Here is a 19,587-nt window from a genome sequence, read left to right as displayed (position 1 = left end):
CGGGTTAACTCCTGTTTCAGGAAGGGGGAAACTCCATCAGCATGTCGGGATGCTGCACCACGCGCCAGCCGAGTCGCTGGTAGACCTGGTGGGCATCCTGGGTTGAGAGCATCCAGCGATGAACTGTCTGCAGCTCCGGATGCTCACGGACGCAGGTCGCCAGCCAGCTGCCCAGCCCGTGACTACGCCAGTTTTCATCAATCATCACATCGCACAGCCAGCCAAAGCGGGTGTAGTCAGTGATCAGTCGGGCAAAACCAATCTGTGACTGCTGGTGATAAAGACCAAATGGCAGTGAACCCGCTATCGCCCGCCGGGTTTTTGCTGCCGGCTGGCCTTTAGCCCAGTAAGATTTCTCCGCCAGCTGGAGGTGAATCCATGTCAGGTCGAGCCGCTGGCGGCAGGTTGAAACGGTGAACGCATCGCGCTGCCACTGCTGGTCAGCAATCTGTAATGAGTCCATAGCCACTCCTTGTTTCGGTCAGAATTAGTGTAAGAGGATTGACGCAACGGTTGAGGCTGTAGCCAGCGATGAAACCCGGCAGAGCCGCTGAAATTCGCACTGAAAAAAAATTTTATGCTGATGAAGAAGCCGCTGATTAGCGCGGTGAAAAACGTGCAGGAGCGTGCAGAAAAAGCGTCAGGAGGGTCGCACGGGATCGGGATGACAGCCCGCTTTCAGGATGCCAGGAGAAAGGGGCGACGCCTGGCCGCCCGTTATACGCCGAACTCGACGGAATTCTGTTTGCCGATCAGTGAGCGCAGCGGCACGCTGCTTTTCATAATCGGGGATTTGATGACGATATAACTGAAGTACTTATCAATACCAATCTGAGCATCAAGCAGCTTCTCAATGACTTCCTGATAATGCTCAATACTGCGGGTAATAAAGCGCAGCAGGTAGTCGTAGCCGCCGGTAATAAGGTGACATTCCATCAGCTCATCCACGTCGCGCATCGCACTTTCGAATTTCATAAAGTCTTCGCGTCGATGACCTGAGAGAGTGACTTCGGTAAAGACCGTTACCGAATCGGTAATGCGGGTGAGATTGATGTGCGCTTCATAGCCGGTGATAAATCCGGCCTGCTCCAGACGTTTGACCCGCTGCAGACAGGGACTGGGCGAGAGGCCGACGGCATCGGCGAGGTTTACGTTGCTGATACGGCCATCTTTCTGCAGCTGCACCAGAATGTTGATGTCAATGCGGTCGAGTTTCATTAAGCCGTTCATAGCATCCCCTCACTGTCAGAACCTGTTCCGGCAGGCGTCATTGTGTCAGTCAGTCCTGAGCGGGACAGCGCGGAACAACCAGCACGAACTAAAGTCCGTCGGGATGGTGAGCACTGCCCATAGCAGACTGACAAATTAAATCGCCTGACCGGATAGGCTCGTGGTTAATTGTGCAGAACCTCCCGAAGATATAACACGCTTTACAGTCACTGCGCCAGCGCTTCGCAGTGGTTATACCAGCGGGAGATTTTCGACTTACTTTAACAAAAACAATGAGGAACAGTTTTAACCCAACCGGCCAGTGGCGCGGGCCAGAGCGATATCAAAAATATGCAGCGCCTCTTCCAGCTGTGAGTCGGTAGTGACCAGCGGCGCGAGGAAGCGGATGGTGTTGCGATGCAGACCGCATTTAATCAGCAGCAGCCCTTCCTGGCAGGCGCTGTCGAGGATCTTCTGGGTCAGCGCCGCATCCGGACGGCCGGTTTCGAAATCAAGAATTTCCACGGCCTGCATAAAGCCCACACCTCGCACGTCGCCGATACAGGCATATTTTTCTGCCAGCTGTCGCAGACGGGCATTGAGCTGCTGGCCGAGCTGACACGAACGCTGCAGCAGGTTTTCCTGCTCAAACAGATCCAGTACCGCCAGCGCCGCCGCACAGCCCAATGCATTTCCGCCATACGTGCCGCCCAGCCCGCCAGGGGTCGGCGCATCCATGATCTCTGCCCGGCCCACCACACCGGAAATCGGCAGGCCGCCGCCCAGACTTTTCGCCAGGGTGATCAAATCCGGTTTAATGCCCAGTTGCTGGAAGGCGAACATCGTGCCAGTGCGCCCGAAGCCGGACTGCACCTCATCGCAGATCAACAGAATGCCGTGCTGACTGGTGATCCGGCGCAGCGCCTGCATAAAGGCCGGTCCCGCAGGCAGGAATCCGCCATCGCCCTGCACCGGCTCGATGATGATCGCCGCGACCCGTTCCGGCAGGATCTGCACGGCAAAAAGCTGATCCAGCGCCTTCAGGCAGTCCGCTTCGGTGATGCCGTGCAGCGGATTCGGAAAAGGCAGCCGGTAGATGTCTCCGGGGAACGGGCCAAAGTTCTGTTTGTAAGGCGCGGACATGCCGGTCAGGGTGACGCCCAGCAGGGTCCGGCCATGAAATGCCCCATCAAACGCGATGATGCCAGACCGCTGCGTATGCGAGCGGGCAATTTTGACCGCATTCTCCACGGCTTCCGCGCCGCTGGTAAAGAAGACGCTTTTATACGCCTCGTCACCGCCGACCAGCTGGTTCAGCCGCTGCGCCAGCTCGATGTAGCCTGGATAAGCCACCACCTGAAAACAGGCGTGAGAGACCAGGCCCAGCTGGCGGGTGACCGCATTGACCACCGCCGGGTGGTTATGCCCGACATTCAGCACACCAATGCCGCCGACGAAGTCGAGATAGCGATTCCCCTCCACATCCCATACTTCACTGCCCCTGGCGCGTTCAATCACCAGCGGATGGGCGGTCACAACTCCGCGCGGGACGTGCTGCTCGCGTGCATCAAGTAACAGGCTGTTATCGGAGTATGCCTGCTGTTCTGCCATGACATTCTGCATTTTAAACCCTCATCCACGTAACGTTCGGTTGGCTCAAGTATCGCAATGCACGAGGTTATTACGCTGCCGTAATTCCCCATGCAGCGGCATTTCCTGTCAAAATCCTGCAGCATTCAGCAGGGAAATTTCTCCGCCAGCGCCTGACGAATCAGCGTGACAAAGGTGTCAATGCCATAAGGAATCAGCGCATCGTTAAAGTCATAAGCGGCATGATGCAGCGGCTTGCTGGGTGCAGAACCCAGCCAGAGATAGGCCCCGGGACGTGCCTGCAGCATAAACGCAAAATCTTCTGAGGTAAGCGCAGGCTGGGGGGCGACGTCTGCCCGGATGCCCGCCGCTGTCAGTGCCTGCAGACAAAACTGCGCCTCTGCCGCCCCATTCAGCGTTGCCGGGTAGTAGCGCAGATAACTGACTTCGGCGTGAAGGCCATGAGCAGCCGTAATGTGCTCTGCCATCTGACGCAGCCGGGCTTCAATCCTATCCTGCGCGGCCGCGCTGAAGGTGCGTACCGTGCCGGTTATCGTCGCCTCTGACGGAATCATATTGTGTGAAAAGCCGCCCTGCATCCGGGTCACGGTAAGCAGTGCCGTTTCACAGGGGTCGAGTGCGCGTGACACCAGCGTATTGAGCTGCACCACCAGCTCACTGGCCGCCAGCAGGGTATCGCCCGTCAAATGCGGCTGAGCGGCATGGCCGCCGCCGCCGAGCACGCGGATATCAAAGCGGTCAGCCGCCGCCATGATGGGACCGGGCCGGGTCTGCACCTGACCGAGCGGCAGTTCTGGCCAGTTATGAATAGCGTAAACGGCATCGCAGGGAAAACGGCTGAACAGACCGTCATCGATCATGGCCTGTGCGCCCGCCAGCCCCTCTTCGGCAGGCTGAAAAATAAAGCAGACAGTGCCGTCAAAACTGACCTCGCGCGCCAGTTTTTCGGCGGCCCCCAGTAGCATCACCGTATGGCCGTCATGGCCACAGGCGTGACTTACCTGCTCTGTTTCGCTCTGCCAGGCCGTACCGCTCTGGTCCCGCATCGGTAGCGCGTCCATGTCAGCACGCAGGCCGATCATGCGCTCACTGCTGCCCTTTCTCAGTATTCCGACGACACCGGTTTTACCGATGCCACGATGCACCTCAATGCCCAGCGCCTGCAGGAAGCGGGCAACGATGTCACTGGTGCGCTGCTCCTGAAAGCCCAGTTCCGGGTGCGCATGTAAATCACGGCGCAGGGCCACTAAGTGTTCCATCTCAATATCCTCGCGAACGGTCGATTTCACCGTGCAGCGGCTCACCGCGCTGATAACGCCGCAGGTTTTCCAGCAGGGCCGCAACAGCACTCTCATTCTGTGTCTGGCTGGCGATGTGGGGTGTCAGCCAGATGGCGGGATGGTGCCAGAAGGGGTGCGCCGGCGGTAACGGCTCCGGGTCAGTAACATCAAGCACGGCGGCGCGCAGCTGACCATTTGCCAGCGCCTGCAGCAGATCGTCCGCGATGAGTTGCGGGCCGCGCCCGACCTGCACCAGTGCCGCACCCGGTGGCAACTGACTGAACAGCGCGCGGTTGAGAAGGCCTCGTGTGGCTTCGGTCAGTGGCAGCAGGCAGACCAGAATCTCGCTGTGCGCCAGAAACGCCGCCAGCTGATCGTCGCCGTGCCAGCAGCGAATACCGGGACAGTGGCGCGGCGTGCGGCTCCAGCCCGCACAGTCAAAGCCCAGCGCCACCAGTTGCGCTAATGCGGCCTGCCCCAGTTCGCCCAGCCCCATGATCCCTACCCGCCGCTGCGCAGCGGGTTTTGCACTGTGTGCCTGCCACTGCTGCTGGCGTTGCTGATGAAAATAGCGCGGCATGTCGCGATGCAGACCGAGCACCGCGAAGGTGACATATTCGACCATGCCCTGCGTCAGCCCCGGCTCGACCATTCTGATCACCGGCAGATCGGGCGGTAACGCATGCAGGTCAAACTGATCCGCGCCGGCTCCCACTGAAAACAGCAGCTTCAGCCGGGGAAAGTGCGTCGCAATATCTGCCGGTGGCAGCCAGGCAACCAGCGCCTCTGCCTGCGCCGGATCGCCTGTTTCGGGCCAGATATGCAGCTGAATGTCCGGCGCATGTTCCGCCAGCCAGCGTTGCCAGATGCGCCCCCGTTCCGGTTCGGATTTATAAACGATATGCATCAGGCCATCGCCTGCGTCATGAGTCCGAATGGCAGCATGCCCTGCGGTGTCCACGGCGTACCCCGCACCATCGTGACAGGCGCATCAACCTGATCCAGCCCAAGGGTATGAAGCCAGCTGGACATGGGCAGGCTGGCATCGGTGTCGATGCGCAGAAACTGCCCCTGAAGCGACTGCATCAGTGTGGCGACCAGCGCCTGCGCGACCGGGAAAGCCGCCGCGATCACCGGGCCAATCGCCCAGCCGTGACCAAAGCGGCGCAGGCTGGCGAAGCCCTGAATCTGCTGTGCTGCATCCTCCAGCAGCAGCGTCTGGCAGTCACGCAGCAAATGTTCGTACAGTGCCGGACGGGACATACCGTTTGCCTGCTGATCCAGCGTCACCAGCCTGGCGTGATCGGCCAGGGTCGCCGGACGCAGTTGCAGCCCCGGCGGAATCGTCACCGCTGGCGGCGTGGTCAGTGCGCGGGTCTGATGCTGACGGATCTCGCCACAGGTGACGAAACCGAGCTTTTCATACAATCCCTTGCCCATTTCGGTGGCGTGCAGCCGGACATTACAGTCGGGCACTTTTTCCAGTTGCGCCAGCATCAGCTGTTTGCCCAGCCCGCGCCCCTGCTGCTGATTATCCACAATCACCAGACCCAGCGTGGCGGCGCGCTCGCCCCAGCGCCAGAGTATTGCGCTGCCGATGATATGACCCTGCTCTTCAATCACCGTACCCTCGCCCAGTTGCAGCGCCAGCTGCCAGTCTTCACGCCGGTGTGGCCATTTCAGCGCCTGTGTCATCTGGTAGCAGGCGTCGAGATCATCGGGTGTCATTGCGCGTAGTGTCAGGCTCATTCGCGTTCTCCTTACATCATGCCTGGCGTATCGAGTCCGCTGCCGTCAACCAGACGGCTGTAGCGGTAAGGTGTCGGATCCACTATCGGTGTGGCTTCGGTGGCAAGATCGGCTGCCAGTCGTCCGGCGCCCGGCCCGATGCCGAAGCCGTGGGCGCTGTAGCCCGCCGAGAGGATCAGTCCCGGCACTTTTGCCACTGCAGAGATCACCGGAATAGCATCCGGGGTGCTGTCAATCATGCCGCCCCACGACTGCGCCAGCCTGAGACCGCTCAGCGCCGGATATTCCCGCCGCATCGCCGCCAGCCCCTCTTCGACAATCCCGGCATCGGCGGCCGGATCGAGAATACGCGTGCGTTCAAAAGGCGACTCGCGATCAAAAGCCCAGCTTCCCATGGCTTCCGGACCTGTGAAAAACGGTGACAGGCCGAGGTTCAGCGTGAGGTTTTTACGGCGACTTTTAAAAGTCGGATAAAACTGGCGTGCATAGCGCAGCCCCTGGGCACCCGGCTCCAGCCGTCCCCGGCCGGAAACCGACACGGTATAACTGCCATCCAGCTGTGGCCGACAGGCGAAGCCGGGGGTATAGAGCGGCATGGCGATCGCCTGTTCTATAGGCTGCGTGCGGAAAGCCGTCCCGATCACGTTGCCCAGCGGCAGTTCGATGCCGTGGCGACGGCAGAACATGGAGGTCCAGGCACCCGCCGCACAGATCACCCGGCTGGTTTTGATCAGCCCGCGCTCTGTCCAGACGCCGCTGACGCGTCCTGCCGCTATATCCAGGCCGCGCACCGCACACTGCTGAAACAGCAGTGCCCCCTTTTTCTGGGCACCCGCCACCAGCCCTGGCGCAGCCAACCGTGGCTCGGCATGACCGTCAGTCGGCGATGAGAGGCCACCGCGCCAGGTTGTGGTGCTGCCAGGCGTCATCGCTTTGGCCTGCTCTGCAGTCAGAATGGCACTCTGCATGCCATAGCCTTTTGCCATCTGGTTCCACTTATCCCAGGCGGCGATCTCCGACTCCTCCTTTGTCGCATAGACCAGTCCACTGCGACGGAACCCCAGCTCCTCGCCGGTTTCCGCATTCAGCTCGCCCCAGCGTTGCAGTGCATACATAATCAGCGGCAGTTCGCGCTCATCGCGATTCTGCTGGCGACACCAGCCCCAGTTGCGGCTCGACTGTTCTGCGCCGACCAGGCCTTTTTCGATGAGCACGACATTCACGCCCTGTTTCGCCAGCTCCCAGGTAGCCGCAGCACCGGCAATACCGGCACCAATGACCACCACATCGGCGGAATCGGGAAAATTGACACTATCCTGTACATAACGAAGGGGTGCAGGCATAAAAAGAGGACCTCTGTTGTCAGTAACCGATCAGCGGCATGGCGACATCGCCGCGATGCGCTGACCCGTGCCGTCTGTGCCGCACAAGATGGTGGCAGAGACGGATAAATGTGGGCGCATTCAGCATGGCTGAAAACGTGCAGCCTACTCCGCTTTCAAAATCTCTTCGTGCTCATCCAGCCATCCCTGACGCAGCTCCGGCACCGCCCGTTTCAGCCGCTCGAAATAGAGTTCACGGGTTGGCTTATCGTAGTCCTGACGTGCCAGCTGAGTAACGATGCGACCCCGCTTCATCACCACAATCTCATCGCACACCGCGCGCACGGCATGCATGTCATGGCTGATGAAGATCACGGCCAGCCCCAGCTCACGTCGTAGTTCGCTGATTAAGTCGAGCACGGCGGCGGCGACCACCGTATCCAGCGCCGAGGTGACTTCGTCGCACAGAATCAGATCCGGCTCCGCCGCCAGCGCACGTGCCAGATTAACGCGCTGTTTCTGTCCGCCTGACAGCGCCCAGGGACGCCGCCATAAGACGCTGCGCGGCAGCTGCACCAGATCCAGTAGCTGCCAGAGCCGCTGCTGCCGAGCCGCACCGCTCAGGCCGTGAAACAGCGTCAGCGGCCGCGTCAGGATCCGCTCCACGCTGTGAGCCGGATTCAGCGCCGTGTCTGCCATCTGAAACACATACTGAATACGCCGCAGCTCGTTATCCGGGCGTTTCTGCATATCGCCTGCGATATAGTGGCCGTTGAACAGGATATGCCCCTGACTCGGCGCATTCAGCCCGGCGATGGCGTGAGCCAGCGTGGTTTTGCCGGAGCCTGACTCACCAATAATGCCGATCGCCTGCCCTTTCCACAGCTGAAGGTTGATCCCTTCCAGAATCGGTATTTTTGGCTGTCCGTCGCTGCCTCGCGGGCCATAACCCGCGCTCATGTCGCGCACTTCCAGCAGCGGCTGCAGATCGGCTGTCGACGGACACCAGCTGCTGGGGCGCTCTTTCTGTCGCGCGGCGTCCATCAGCTGTCGGGTGTAGTCCGCCTGCGGCGCGCCCATCAGATGCGCGGTCGAACCATATTCCGCCATTCTGCCGCGCAACAGCACCAGGATCCGGTCAGCCATCTGCGCCACCACGGCCAGATCGTGGCTGACATAAATTGCGGTGACGCCACGCTGCAGTACCACGCGGCGAAATGCTTTCAGCACTTCCACTTGCGTCGTCACATCTAGCGCGGTGGTGGGCTCATCCAGAATCACCACGTCGGGTTCGCCGATCAGCGCCATCGCCGTCATCAGACGCTGCAGCTGACCACCCGACACCTGGTGGGGATAGCGATCGCCAATGGTTTCGGGATCCGGCAGTGCCAGCTCACGGAACAGGCTAATCGCCCTGACTTTTGCCTCCCTGCGGGTCAGCGTGCCGTGGATAACAACCGGCTCGATCACCTGATCCATGATTTTCATACCCGGATTAAACGACGCCGCCGCGCTCTGGGCGATGTAGGCAACTTTGTTGCCGCGAAAGGCGCGAAGCTGACCCGGCGAGAGGCTGTTGACGTCGGTACCGGCAACGTGCACATGCCCTTCGGCTATGCGGCAGCCGCTGCGGGCATAGCCCATCAGCGCCATCGCAATCGTGGTTTTACCCGACCCGGATTCGCCAATCAGCGCCAGCACCTCACCTTTCTGCACCGTAAAGTGAATGTCAGAAACCAGATCGATCGCTTCACCGCGATCGGTCTGCGCCGTCACGCGCAGTTTGTCGACCGAAATCACGGGCATTGCAGTATGTGGCGTCACGTTCATGCTCCCTCCTTTACCAGCGTCATCGGGCGCATCGCCTGCAGGCTGTCAATAAACAGGTTGGCTCCGATGGTCAGACTGGCAATCGCCAGCGCAGGCATCAGCACCGCAGGCGAGCCGTCAAACAGACCCTGCATATTTTCACGCACCAGCGTTCCCCAGTCGGCGTAAGGCGGCTGCACGCCCAGACCGAGGAAACTCAGGCCGCTCAGCAGCAGAACGATATAGACAAAACGCAGGCCAAAGTCAGTCAGCATCGGGTGCACCATGTTGGGCAGTATGTCGTGGATCGCAATGTACCAGCGGCTTTCGCCCCGCAGCCGCGAGGCCCGCACGTAGTCCATACTGCGCAGCGAGCTGGCCATAGCAAAGGCGATGCGGAATGCGCCCGGCCAGTAGGTAAAGACAGCGGTCAGAACCAGCATGGGCAGCGAGGATCCAAACACCGCCACGATCATCAGCGACAGCACTTTGCCCGGCAGCACGAGCAGCGCGTCGTTAATCCGCCCCAGCAACTCTTCCAGCCAGCGTCCGGTTACGGCGGCCAGCAGTGCCAGCAGCGTGCCGACCAGGCTGGCCAGCAGTGCGGCACTCAATGCCAGACCGATCGAGAACTTCGCACCGTAGAGAATCCGGCTCAGCATGTCGCGCCCCAGGTAGTCAGTACCCAGCAGATTCTCGGGCGTCAGTCCCCCCATCAGCGGACCGCCGCCGATATCGTCAATACTGTGTGGTGCCAGCGCGGTGCCGAACAGGGCCATCAGCAGCCAGAACAGCGAAACCAGCAGGCCCAGCCGGCCTGACCAGGAGAGCGATTGTAAGAAACGCCACGGCAACAAGAGAGTATTCATGCGCTTCTCCATTTCGGGTTAAAGGCGATAGTCAGAATATCGGCCAGCAGCAGCAGTACCAGGTAGCAGGCGGCAAATAGCATGACGCAGAGCTGCACCACGGGCAGGTCCCGGTTACTGACCGCATCGACCAACTGGCTGGCCAGACCGGGATAGCTGAAGATGGTTTCGATGATAATAACCCCGCCAAACAGATAGGAGAGGCTGAGAGAGATGGCATTGGCAATCGGCCCGACCGCGTTGGGCAGCGCGTGACGCAATACGGCTCTGAGCGGCGACACCCCTTTCAGCTGCGCCATCTCCAGATAGGGGCTGTCGAGCTGATTGATAATGGCAGCGCGCGTCATACGGGCCATCTGCGCCACCAGCACGCAACAGAGTGTCAGCACGGGCAGCGCGTACGCTTTGAGATAGCTCAACAGATCACTGTCCGGGCTGCCGAAAGACATGGCCGATACCCAGTGCAGCCGGACGGCAAAAATCAGTACTGCTACGGTTGCCACCAGAAACTCCGGCACCGCCACCGTTGCCATCGTCGCGATAACCAGCGCCCGATCGAGCCGGGAGCCGCGATTCATCGCGGCGAGGATGCCGATAAACAGCGCCAGCGGCACACAGATTAGCGTGGTGATCCCCGCCAGTTCAAAGGTTGCGGGGATGCGCTGTGCCACCAGTTGAGAAACCGGCAAATGGCTGGCAAACGAGACGCCAAAATCGCCCTGTACCAGCCCCGCCAGCCAGTGGAGATAGCGCATCAGCAAAGGCTGATCGAGACCCAGCTGCTGCCGTAACGCCGCCACCGTTTCCGGCGTGGCGTTCTGACCCAGGATCATCTGCGCCGCATCACCCGGCAGCAGGCTGGTGATGAAAAACACCACCGCCGAGACAATGAGCAACGTCAGGATGCCGGCACCTGTGCGCCGGGCAATCAGGAACAGCATGTATCTGTTCATCGGCAAACTCCTGATAAGTAACCTTAGGGGGTAGGCTGGGATCAGGCAGACAGCCACGCAAATTCATGGAAGCGGTAGCCCATCATCATGCCTGACGGCCAGGGCTCGACGCCTTTGACCTTTTTGCTGTAACCATCGGTTGAGCTGATAAAGGTCGGAATAATCGTGCCACAGTGGTCATAAATCAGCGCCTGCATGTCGCCATACATCTGCTTGCGTTTCGCCGCGTCGCGCTCGCCACGTGCCGCCACCACCAGCTGGTCGAACTGGGGATTTTTCCAGCCCGATTCGTTGTTCGGTGCGGTAGAGAGATAAAACTGCGAAAAGAGCATGTCCAGGGTCGGACGCGGATTTATCGAGCCATAACCCAACGGATCCTTCATCCAGTGCGAGGACCAGTAGCCGTCGTACGGCACGCGCCGCACTTTGACGTTCAGTCCTGCCCCGCGCGCCATCTGCTGAATCAGCTGGCCGCCTTCGTTCGCCCCTTCAATATTTGGTGTGGTGATGATCTCTACTGCAGAACCCGTCATGCCCGCTTTTTTGATGTGAAACTTCGCTTTTTCCACATCCAGCGGACGCGGTTTGAGATCGGCGTTATAGAGCGGATGCCACGGTGGCACCGGGGTGTCATTACTGACGTCGCCATAGCCCTGCAGGACCGTTTTCACCAGCATTTCACGCGGTTGCAGATATTTCATCGCCAGCACGAAATCTTCGTTGTTTCCCGGCTTCATGTCGGTGCGGATAATCAGGTTGGTGTACATCCCTGACTTACTCTCCAGTACACCAAACTCCCCGCTGGCTTTGAGACGCTTGCAGTCGGCGGCGGTGAGGGTTGAAACCATCTGCAGGTCGCCCGACATCAGGGCGTTAACGCGCGCTGCACCGTCGGTGACACCAATCAGCTCGACCTCATCCAGATGCGGTAGTCCCGGCTTGTAGTAGTTGGGGTTTCGGGTGCCAATGGTGCGGGTACCCGGCATAAACGTTTTGCAGATAAACGGACCGGTGCCAATGCCTTTACTGAAATCGGTGGTGCCCTCTTTCACAATTAAAAACGGCGGTGTCGCCAGCATATAAGGAACGTCGAAATTGGCACTGTTCAGTTCCAGCTGCACCTCATTGTCACTAACGGCGTTAAAAGATTTGAACTGATCGGCCAGCTTAAAAGCGATAGAGGCGATAGCAGGATCTTTGTGGCGACTGAGCGAGAAGATGACATCGCTGGCGGTCAGCGGTTTGCCATCATGAAAGGTGACCCCTTTGCGCAGCTTGATGTGCCAGGTGATGCCATCGCTGGATTCCAGCGATTCGGCCAGCGCCGGTTGCGCCATCAGGTTTTTATCCAGTTCAGTCAGGCCGCTGTAGAACATGAACTGGCGAGTGTAGTCGGCACTGTTATTGCTTTTGGCGGGATCAAGCGTATCGGTGGCAGAGGCGTTCGACATCGCCGCACGCAGTTTGCCGCCTTTGACGGGTTTATCGTCCGCCAGTGCAGCCCCGGAAAAACCTACCAGACCGCTGCTCATCACTGCGCCAGCGGAGAGGATTTTCATCAGGCTGCGGCGGGACAGTGAACCTTCGGTGATCATGCGCGTCAGAGCCGGATTTACCGCATCAGCGTCGTTATTATCAAATTTACTCATCTCTCTACCCTCAATAGTCAGGCGAACCAGGATCATGGTCTGGCGGTGCTGATAACCTGGCGACCAGCACCCGACGGGACGTTAAGAAAGGCGATCCTTTGCTTTGTAATAGAGTCCTGCGAGCGGTAAAAACCATGGCTTGCCGTGATAACCGGGCAGCGCGGGCCATGTGTCGCGCTGCCAGGGATTTTCGGTGCGTTTTTCGGCCAGCAGATCGGCCATCACGCGCCCCATCCAGACCGACATCTGTGTGCCGTGCCCGCTGTAGCCCAGTGAATAGAAGAGTCCATCCTGTTCACCGGCATGAGGAAGACGGTCGGCGGTCATATCGACCATGCCGCCCCAGCAGTAATCCACCTGCGCCTGGCGAAGCTGCGGCAGCATCTGCGTCATCGCGTGCTGCAGGATTTCGCCGCTGCGTGAATCGGAGGTCGGATTGCTGACCGCAAACCGCGCCCGGCCGCCGAATACCAGTCGGTTATCCGTGGTGGTGCGGAAATAGTTGCCGATGTTGAGTGAGGTCACATAGGTCCGATTGTGAGGCAGCACCTGACGCAGCAGCGCCGGATCGAGGGCTTCGGTCACCACAATGAAACTGCCAACCGGCACGATACGGCGCTGAAACCAGGGGAAGGGGCCGACATTGGAGCAGCCGGTCGCCATCAGCACTTTATCGGCCAGAATCGTGCCCTGCGCGGTGTGAACCCGATGCTGATAGCCTTTCAGGCGTTCCAGCTTCGTCACGGCGTGATGTGGGTAGATCTTCGCCCCGCTGCGGGCTGCCGCCTCCGCCAGGCCGACACCAAATTTCCCCATGTGCATCTGACCGCCCCGCTTCTGCAGCAGACCGCCGTGGAAATCGTCGCTGGCGATCTCGTCGCGCACCGCCGTTTTATCGAGCAGTTCGATCTGCGGATCCACGGTGCGGCGCATCAGTTCACAGGCTTCCCGCAGACCGGCAACATGCGACGCTTTGCTGGCAAGTTTGAGCTTGCCGCATAGCCGGAAGTCGCAATCAATCTGTTCATCCTGGATCAGCTGCCAGACATAGCTCACCGCATCGTCAAATGCCCGGTAGAAGCGGCTGGCCTGCTCCAGACCCTGACTTGCCACCAGCGAGGCGAAGTTGTGAGCCACGCCGGTATTGCAGTGACCGCCGTTGCGCGCTGACGCCTGGCTCATGACGTCGCCACTCTCCAGCACCACCACGCTGATGCCGCTCCGCGCCAGATTCAGCGCAGCCGAGACACCCGTAAAGCCGCCCCCTATCACAACCACCTCCGCCTGCGCGGGCAGAGGTTCACGGGCGGCCCCCGTAAATGCCGGGGCGGTGGCCTGCCAGAACGATTCCAGTTTCATGGGGAGTTCCTCAGAGTCCGACTACGCCGGGCAGGCCGCCGATATCGTTGATTTCGGTGTACTGGTAGTAGGGATTGGCCGGTTCATGACCGCGATTGACCCAGACTTTGTTTTTGATGCCGAGATCGTGGGCGGTCATCAGGTCATAGCGGAAGCTGGACGAAACATGCAGGATCTCCTCCGGGCCGCAGCCGAGTGTGTCGAGCATGTACTCAAAGCCTTTCATCTGCGGTTTATAGGCGCCCGTCTCTTCCGCCGTGATGGCCATGTGGATGGTTGCGCCCAGGCGAGGAATATGGTGCGGAATGAGATCTTTCATCGAGTTGGTCAGCAGCACCAGCGGAAATTCTGTGGCAACCTTCGCCAGCCCGGCGGGCACGTCGGGATGGGGCCCCCAGCTGGCACAGTCCGTATAGATAAAATCACTGTCTGCTTTGTCCCAGCGGACACCCCATTTTTTGCAGGTGCGCTGAATTGCATTGCTGACCACGTCGTAATAAGGCTTCCATGCGCCCAGCACCTCATCCAGGCGGTAGCCGGAAAAATCGGTCGTAAAGGCGTGCATGTCTTCCGGTTCGACGCGGTCGCTAAAACAGCGCTGCGCAGCGCCAGCCATATCGAAGCGAATCAGCGTGCCGTAACAGTCGAACGTGATAAATTTCGGTTTAAACAGTGCCATGTAACACCCTCGTCTTGTCAGTTGCGCTTAAAAATCGATAAGTACACTCTTCTGCCGCTGGCAGGCCTGAAACGCCTGACGGCCCAGATCTTTACCAATGCCTGAACCGAGAAAGCCGCCGGTCGGAATGATGAAGTCACCAGAGCGGCCATAGCGGTTAATCCAGACGGTGCCCGCTTCAATGGCGCGCATCGCACGCAACGCCCGCGGCAGACTCAGGGTATGGACACCGGCGCAGAGGCCATAGGTGTCATGCGCTGCCATAGCCAGGCCCTGCTCTTCCTCATCAAACGTCTGCACCGTCAGCACCGGACCAAAAATCTCCTGCTGTACCGCCGGGTTATCCTGCGTGACCTGGCTCAGCAGGGTGGGCTGCCAGAACCAGCCCTCGTCAGTACTGGCGAAACGTTCTCCGCCCACCAGCACTTCAGCGCCCTGCGCTTTCGCCGCCTCAACCACTGAGCTCACTTTACGGCCCTGACGTTCGTCGATCAGTGGCGCATAACGGCTCTCCTCCTGCCACGTCACGCCCGGTCTGACTTCCTGACAGAGTTGTATGAGCCGTTCGATCAGCGGATCAGCTATGTTGCGCTGTACGATGAGCCGGGTGCCTGCCACACAGGCCTGGCCGCCGTTGGCCGTGAAGCCGCGCAGGATCCGCTGGGCCAGGACCTCCAGGTCACCTGCATCATCAAACACCAGTTGCGGACTTTTACCGCCCAGCTCCAGCGTGACCGGTTTCATGCCATGCTGCGCGGCATCACTCATGATGCGTGCGCCGGTCAGGGTCGACCCGGTAAACGACACTTTACGCACCAGCGGATGGGTGACCAGCGCACTGCCGGTGACGGCTCCACTGCCCTGAACAATATTCAGCACCCCTGCCGGTAAGCCCGCCTGAATCGCCAGCTCCGCCATGCGGACCGTTGAAAACGGCGTCAGCTCAGAGGGTTTCAGCACTACCGCATTGCCTGCCGCCAGCGCCGGTCCGCATTTCCATGACGCCATTGACAGCGGAAAATTCCACGGGGTAATGGCGGCGATGACGCCATAAGGTTCAGCTATCAGCATGCCAAGGCTGCTGTCGCGGGTCGGAAAAAGGTCGCCACTGTATTTGTCGGCGCATTCGGCATAGAAGCGAATGGCTTCAGCGGTAAAGGGGATTTCATGCAGCACCACGTCGCTGATTGGCCGGGTCGAACCCAGTGCTTCCAGCTGGGCCAGCAGGGGGTCCTGCTCAATCAGTTCGGCCCAGCGCCGCAATACCCGTCCGCGTTCGCGTGGCGCGCAGCCGGCCCAGCCACTGGTTTTCAGTGCCTGATGCGCCACGGTCACCGCGCGATCGACATCCTGCGGCGTGGCATCCTGCAGCGTGGCATAGACCCGGCCATCAGAAGGCCGCTTCACCTGAAAAGAGGCCCCCTGAGACGTGCAGTGCTGGCCGCCAATATAATGGCCAGCCGGAAGAGAAACTTTTTCAGGGTCGAAACTCAACATGGAATCATTCCTTATTTGTTACACCCATCAGTGACCGGGTTATCACTTTTTGTGATTGCCCATTTCTGCGCTGTTAATTAACTAATGCAGAAAGTATGCCAGCCGGACAAAAAATAAAAATGCGTTTAAAACAGCGCAAAAAAATTTTCTGCCGTATTGCCGCAGAATTTATTGCGGAATTGCCGAAGCATTAAACAGATGATTTACTTCACAAAAATTATGCGCCCTGCTGGTGCAGCCTGCACGAAAATTGCACCAAAGCGGATATTCTGGTGAAAAGGGTTCATCCCAGTGTGCAGCGTCAGGCGATTCACTGACCCGCTTCACACCTCTGGAATTTTTTTTACTTTTATAAAAGAAGGCATTTGACGCTGGAGAATTTCTGTTTATTTCCGGCAAAAAAATGCGCCAGCCGGATTGACCGACTGGCGCGTTATTTTTGTATTACAGACTGCCAATATGAAAGGTTTTCAGTTCAAGATATTCTTCTATTCCATATCGGGAACCTTCGCGTCCTATACCGGAGAGTTTCACGCCACCAAAAGGCGCCACCTCCAGAGAAACCGCCCCGGTATTAAAGCCCACCATACCCGTCTCCAGGGCTTCCGCCACCCGCCACGCCCGTCGGATATTCTCGGTAAAGAAATAGGCCGCCAGTCCATAGGGCGTATCATTCGCCATGGCAATCGCCTCATCCTCATCATCAAAAATGAACAATGGCGCGACCGGGCCAAAGGTTTCTTCATGGGCGATGCGCATCCTGACTGTGACATCACCGAGCACAGTGGGCTGAACAAAGGTGCCGTTGTCCTGACTGATACCGCCGGTCAGCAGCGTTGCGCCCTGGCTGAGCGCATCGTCAATGTGACCATTCACTTTTTCCACTGCGCGGGCATTAATCAATGGGCCTATTGTACTGTCGGGCGCAAAGCCATCTCCCACTTTGAGGGTGGCGACCGCCTCCAGCAGCCGTGCGGTGAAACGGGGATAGATATTCCGCTGGACCAGAATACGGTTAGCGCAGACACAGGTCTGCCCGGCGTTGCGGAACTTGCTGACCATGACGCCCGCAACCGCAATCTCAATATCGGCATCATCAAAGACAATCATCGGCGCGTTACCGCCCAGCTCCAGGCTCAGGCGCTTGAGGCTGTTGGCGCTCTGCTGCATCAGCAGCTGCCCGATACGGGTCGAGCCGGTAAAAGAGATTTTGCGTACCGTCTGGCTGCTGGTCAGCGTCTCACCAATCTCCTGAGGCAGGCCGGTAAGCACCTGCAACACACCTGGCGGAAAACCGGCACGCTCCGCCAGCACGGCCAGCGCCAGTGCTGAAAGCGGCGTCAGCTCAGAAGGCTTCACAATGATCGGGCAGCCTGCCGCCAGCGCAGGCGCGACTTTTCGGGTAATCATTGCAATGGGAAAATTCCACGGTGTGATGGCCGCAGCTACCCCTACCGGCTGTTTCAGCACCAGAATGCGCCGATCGGCGCTGGGCGCGGGGATGGTGTCGCCATAGATGCGGCGGGCCTCCTCCGCAAACCATTTTACAAAGCTGGCACCGTAGAGCACCTCCCCCCGGGCTTCCGCCAGTGGTTTGCCCTGTTCAGCAGTCATGATGGTCGCCAGATCGTCAGCATGATCAAGTATCAGCTGATGCCATTTTTCCAGCAGCGCAGCACGGCTGGCATGGGTCGTTTTGCCCCAGCTGATGCGCACGGAGTCCGCGCAGGCTATCGCCTGTTCTGTCTCTGTCCGTCCCAGGGCCGGAATCGTGGCAAGCGTTTCGCCCGTGGCCGGATCGGTAACCGGCAGCGTGGCACCCTGATGCGCATCCTGCCAGCGTCCGGCAAACAGTGCCTGCTGGCGTAGCAGATCGCTGTCGTTGAGTTGTAGTCGCGACATAACATCCCCTTTTGGTAAGCGGATTCCACTTTATCGCGCCTGACGTGTGCAGGATGTTGTTATGCCGGGTAAGAAAGACGGGTGAGCGAGTTTTTGACCCGGATTCGAAATTTTATGCCGCGCAGGCACCTGGCACCTCTGCAAGGTGCGGCAGGCAATCAGATCTGGAAGTCGATAACCGGTTCATCGTCACCGCTGTAAGAGAGCGCCTGACGTTTGATCTCTTCCAGCGAAAGATTGGCGTTGCAGAGCTCCAGAAACTGCCAGACATAGTTTCTTTGCAGCTGGCCGCGCTTGAGGCCAAGCCAGACCGTGCTGGGGTCAAACAGGTGCGTGGCGTCAATGCGCACCAGTTCTTCACCCACTTCGGTTTCACACGCCTGATCGGCCAGTATCCCAACGCCTAATCCCAGCTTAACGTAGGTTTTGACCACGTCGGAGTCCTGGGCGCTGAGTACGATATCCGGCTTCAGCCCCGCTGACTGAAAAGCCCGATCGACACGTGACCGGCCGGTGATCCCCTGGCGATAGGTGATGAGTGGAGAGTGGCTGAGCGTGCTGAGTGACACCGGCTGATTCTGCACCAGCTCATGCCCCGCTGGCACCAGCAGCGCATGGTGCCAGCTGAACCAGGGAAAGGCTGCCAGGCTGCTGTTGTTGACCAGCATTTCACTGGCGATACCGATGTCCGCCTCTCCCGCCAGCAGCATAGCGACAATCTCCTGCGGGGATCCCTGGTTAAGTTCGAGCCGGACGTTGGGATAGAGCTGACGGAAAGCTTTGATGACTTTCGGCAGGCTGTAGCGCGCCTGGGTATGAGTGGTGGCAATGGTCAGGATGCCGCTGGTTTCATTGGTAAACACATCGGCCAGCCGTCGCACCTTCCCCGCTTCGTCCAGAATGCGTTCGGCTATTGTCAGTAACGCTTTGCCCGGTTCTGTCATGCCCAGCAGACGTTTGCCGCGACGAATAAAGATTTCAACGCCCAGTTCATCTTCCAGATCGCGGATATGACGACTGACACCTGACTGCGACGTAAATAGCGCGTTAGCAACTTCCGTTAAGTTAAACTCACAGCGGGCCGCCTCGCGGATGATTTTAAGCTGCTGGAAATTCACGTTATTTACCTCGCTTTACATTATCTGATTTTCTGATAGTAAGAACTCCTGTTGATAACAGGAAATAATTAAAAATTTTTCTTTATGATTTTAGGGAATAAATAGAGGGGTACGTTCGCCTGCAGTGGTTTCCCCTGATGAGGTTTCGTTCGCCTGCAGTGGTTTTACCCGGAGAGGGTTTCGTTCGCCTGGCGGGCCGGGCAGTTTCAGGCCTGCTTCTGCAGGCGACCGACAAGGGGGCGCCAGTCGCCGCGCCCCCTTGACCCCGGGCTCCGGCCTGCATCACCGCCGCTTCGCGGTCCCTTCGCTTCTTCCGGATTTCTCACGGCCCGGCGGGACGCGCCATCCCTGGCGCGAGCCCGCCTCTTCGCGACATCCCTGTCGCTCGTCCTGAAATCCCTCATCCGCTCAGCGGCTCTGACGGCCTCCCTCCCCGCTGTTATTTCTTCTTTCTGTGTTGGGCACTTTATCGCTTCAGGTTCACGGAGTTTGCTCTGGCTCTGGTTTTGGCTTTCAGCCCAGCAGACAACACTGCATCGTTATAAACAAAAAGAATTTGCAGACGGGGGTTTGGGAGAGGC

16 protein-coding genes are annotated in these 19,587 nt (G+C 59.0%); all 16 read right to left on the bottom strand.

Annotated features, from left to right (window positions below):
- Positions 1–16: 16 nt before the first annotated feature.
- The gene (locus RT657_RS18660; protein ID WP_313656260.1) at positions 17–463 is read right to left on the bottom strand and encodes a GNAT family N-acetyltransferase; all 447 of its coding nucleotides are present in this window, start codon (positions 461–463) and stop codon (positions 17–19) included.
- A 254-nt stretch (positions 464–717) separates the two neighbouring features.
- Positions 718–1,230 carry an Lrp/AsnC family transcriptional regulator gene (locus RT657_RS18655; protein ID WP_313656258.1) on the bottom strand — a complete coding sequence of 171 codons (513 nt, stop codon included), beginning with the start codon at positions 1,228–1,230 and terminating at the stop codon, positions 718–720.
- 285 nt (positions 1,231–1,515) lie between these two features.
- The gene (gene gabT / locus RT657_RS18650) at positions 1,516–2,832 is read right to left on the bottom strand and encodes a 4-aminobutyrate--2-oxoglutarate transaminase (protein WP_313656256.1); all 1,317 of its coding nucleotides are present in this window, start codon (positions 2,830–2,832) and stop codon (positions 1,516–1,518) included.
- Positions 2,833–2,945: 113 nt separating this feature from the next.
- On the bottom strand, positions 2,946–4,079 hold the full coding sequence (locus RT657_RS18645; protein ID WP_313656255.1) for a M20 aminoacylase family protein: 1,134 nt from the start codon (positions 4,077–4,079) through the stop codon (positions 2,946–2,948).
- A gap of 1 nt (position 4,080) precedes the next feature.
- Complete coding sequence (locus RT657_RS18640; protein ID WP_313656254.1) at positions 4,081–5,007, bottom strand: glyoxylate/hydroxypyruvate reductase A; 927 nt, start codon at positions 5,005–5,007, stop codon at positions 4,081–4,083.
- Positions 5,007–5,849: a GNAT family N-acetyltransferase gene (locus tag RT657_RS18635; protein ID WP_313656252.1), complete on the bottom strand. Its 843-nt coding sequence runs from the start codon at positions 5,847–5,849 to the stop codon at positions 5,007–5,009. The genes RT657_RS18640 and RT657_RS18635 overlap by 1 nt, the downstream gene beginning before the upstream one ends.
- An 11-nt stretch (positions 5,850–5,860) precedes the next feature.
- On the bottom strand, positions 5,861–7,192 hold the full coding sequence (locus RT657_RS18630) for an FAD-binding oxidoreductase (RefSeq protein ID WP_313656251.1): 1,332 nt from the start codon (positions 7,190–7,192) through the stop codon (positions 5,861–5,863).
- A 144-nt stretch (positions 7,193–7,336) separates the two neighbouring features.
- On the bottom strand, positions 7,337–9,001 hold the full coding sequence (locus RT657_RS18625; RefSeq protein WP_313656249.1) for an ABC transporter ATP-binding protein: 1,665 nt from the start codon (positions 8,999–9,001) through the stop codon (positions 7,337–7,339).
- Complete coding sequence (locus RT657_RS18620; protein WP_313656247.1) at positions 8,998–9,849, bottom strand: ABC transporter permease; 852 nt, start codon at positions 9,847–9,849, stop codon at positions 8,998–9,000. Before RT657_RS18620 ends, RT657_RS18625 begins: the two co-directional genes overlap by 4 nt.
- Positions 9,846–10,802, bottom strand: a complete 957-nt coding sequence (locus tag RT657_RS18615; protein WP_313656245.1) for an ABC transporter permease — start codon at positions 10,800–10,802, stop codon at positions 9,846–9,848. The genes RT657_RS18620 and RT657_RS18615 overlap by 4 nt, the downstream gene beginning before the upstream one ends.
- Before the next feature lie 41 nt (positions 10,803–10,843).
- Positions 10,844–12,451 carry an ABC transporter substrate-binding protein gene (locus RT657_RS18610; RefSeq protein ID WP_313656243.1) on the bottom strand — a complete coding sequence of 536 codons (1,608 nt, stop codon included), beginning with the start codon at positions 12,449–12,451 and terminating at the stop codon, positions 10,844–10,846.
- 81 nt (positions 12,452–12,532) lie between these two features.
- On the bottom strand, positions 12,533–13,810 hold the full coding sequence (locus RT657_RS18605) for an FAD-binding oxidoreductase (RefSeq protein WP_313656242.1): 1,278 nt from the start codon (positions 13,808–13,810) through the stop codon (positions 12,533–12,535).
- A 10-nt stretch (positions 13,811–13,820) separates the two neighbouring features.
- The gene (locus tag RT657_RS18600; RefSeq protein WP_313656241.1) at positions 13,821–14,489 is read right to left on the bottom strand and encodes a haloacid dehalogenase type II; all 669 of its coding nucleotides are present in this window, start codon (positions 14,487–14,489) and stop codon (positions 13,821–13,823) included.
- Between the two features lie 27 nt (positions 14,490–14,516).
- Positions 14,517–15,986 carry an aldehyde dehydrogenase family protein gene (locus RT657_RS18595; protein ID WP_313656240.1) on the bottom strand — a complete coding sequence of 490 codons (1,470 nt, stop codon included), beginning with the start codon at positions 15,984–15,986 and terminating at the stop codon, positions 14,517–14,519.
- 444 nt (positions 15,987–16,430) lie between these two features.
- Positions 16,431–17,888: an NAD-dependent succinate-semialdehyde dehydrogenase gene (locus RT657_RS18590; RefSeq protein ID WP_313656239.1), complete on the bottom strand. Its 1,458-nt coding sequence runs from the start codon at positions 17,886–17,888 to the stop codon at positions 16,431–16,433.
- A 158-nt stretch (positions 17,889–18,046) separates the two neighbouring features.
- Complete coding sequence (gene cbl / locus RT657_RS18585; protein WP_313656238.1) at positions 18,047–19,006, bottom strand: HTH-type transcriptional regulator Cbl; 960 nt, start codon at positions 19,004–19,006, stop codon at positions 18,047–18,049.
- Between the last annotated feature and the right edge of the window lie 581 nt (positions 19,007–19,587).

This window comes from Pantoea sp. (assembly GCF_032114055.1).
In the GTDB taxonomy this organism is placed as follows: Bacteria; Pseudomonadota; Gammaproteobacteria; order Enterobacterales; family Enterobacteriaceae; genus Pantoea.
The sequence above is the reverse complement of the archived record's forward strand: the minus strand, read 5'-3'. Positions and strand labels throughout refer to the sequence as shown.

What these genes read in the sequence shown, in the direction of transcription:
- RT657_RS18660 (WP_313656260.1), bottom strand. Translation starts at nt 463, where the DNA reads ATGGACTCATTACAGATTGCTGACCAGCAGTGGCAGCGCGATGCGTTC.
- RT657_RS18655 (WP_313656258.1), bottom strand. Translation starts at nt 1,230, where the DNA reads ATGAACGGCTTAATGAAACTCGACCGCATTGACATCAACATTCTGGTG.
- gabT (WP_313656256.1), bottom strand. Translation starts at nt 2,832, where the DNA reads ATGCAGAATGTCATGGCAGAACAGCAGGCATACTCCGATAACAGCCTG.
- RT657_RS18645 (WP_313656255.1), bottom strand. Translation starts at nt 4,079, where the DNA reads ATGGAACACTTAGTGGCCCTGCGCCGTGATTTACATGCGCACCCGGAA.
- RT657_RS18640 (WP_313656254.1), bottom strand. Translation starts at nt 5,007, where the DNA reads ATGCATATCGTTTATAAATCCGAACCGGAACGGGGGCGCATCTGGCAA.
- RT657_RS18635 (WP_313656252.1), bottom strand. Translation starts at nt 5,849, where the DNA reads ATGAGCCTGACACTACGCGCAATGACACCCGATGATCTCGACGCCTGC.
- RT657_RS18630 (WP_313656251.1), bottom strand. Translation starts at nt 7,192, where the DNA reads ATGCCTGCACCCCTTCGTTATGTACAGGATAGTGTCAATTTTCCCGAT.
- RT657_RS18625 (WP_313656249.1), bottom strand. Translation starts at nt 9,001, where the DNA reads ATGAACGTGACGCCACATACTGCAATGCCCGTGATTTCGGTCGACAAA.
- RT657_RS18620 (WP_313656247.1), bottom strand. Translation starts at nt 9,849, where the DNA reads ATGAATACTCTCTTGTTGCCGTGGCGTTTCTTACAATCGCTCTCCTGG.
- RT657_RS18615 (WP_313656245.1), bottom strand. Translation starts at nt 10,802, where the DNA reads ATGAACAGATACATGCTGTTCCTGATTGCCCGGCGCACAGGTGCCGGC.
- RT657_RS18610 (WP_313656243.1), bottom strand. Translation starts at nt 12,451, where the DNA reads ATGAGTAAATTTGATAATAACGACGCTGATGCGGTAAATCCGGCTCTG.
- RT657_RS18605 (WP_313656242.1), bottom strand. Translation starts at nt 13,810, where the DNA reads ATGAAACTGGAATCGTTCTGGCAGGCCACCGCCCCGGCATTTACGGGG.
- RT657_RS18600 (WP_313656241.1), bottom strand. Translation starts at nt 14,489, where the DNA reads ATGGCACTGTTTAAACCGAAATTTATCACGTTCGACTGTTACGGCACG.
- RT657_RS18595 (WP_313656240.1), bottom strand. Translation starts at nt 15,986, where the DNA reads ATGTTGAGTTTCGACCCTGAAAAAGTTTCTCTTCCGGCTGGCCATTAT.
- RT657_RS18590 (WP_313656239.1), bottom strand. Translation starts at nt 17,888, where the DNA reads ATGTCGCGACTACAACTCAACGACAGCGATCTGCTACGCCAGCAGGCA.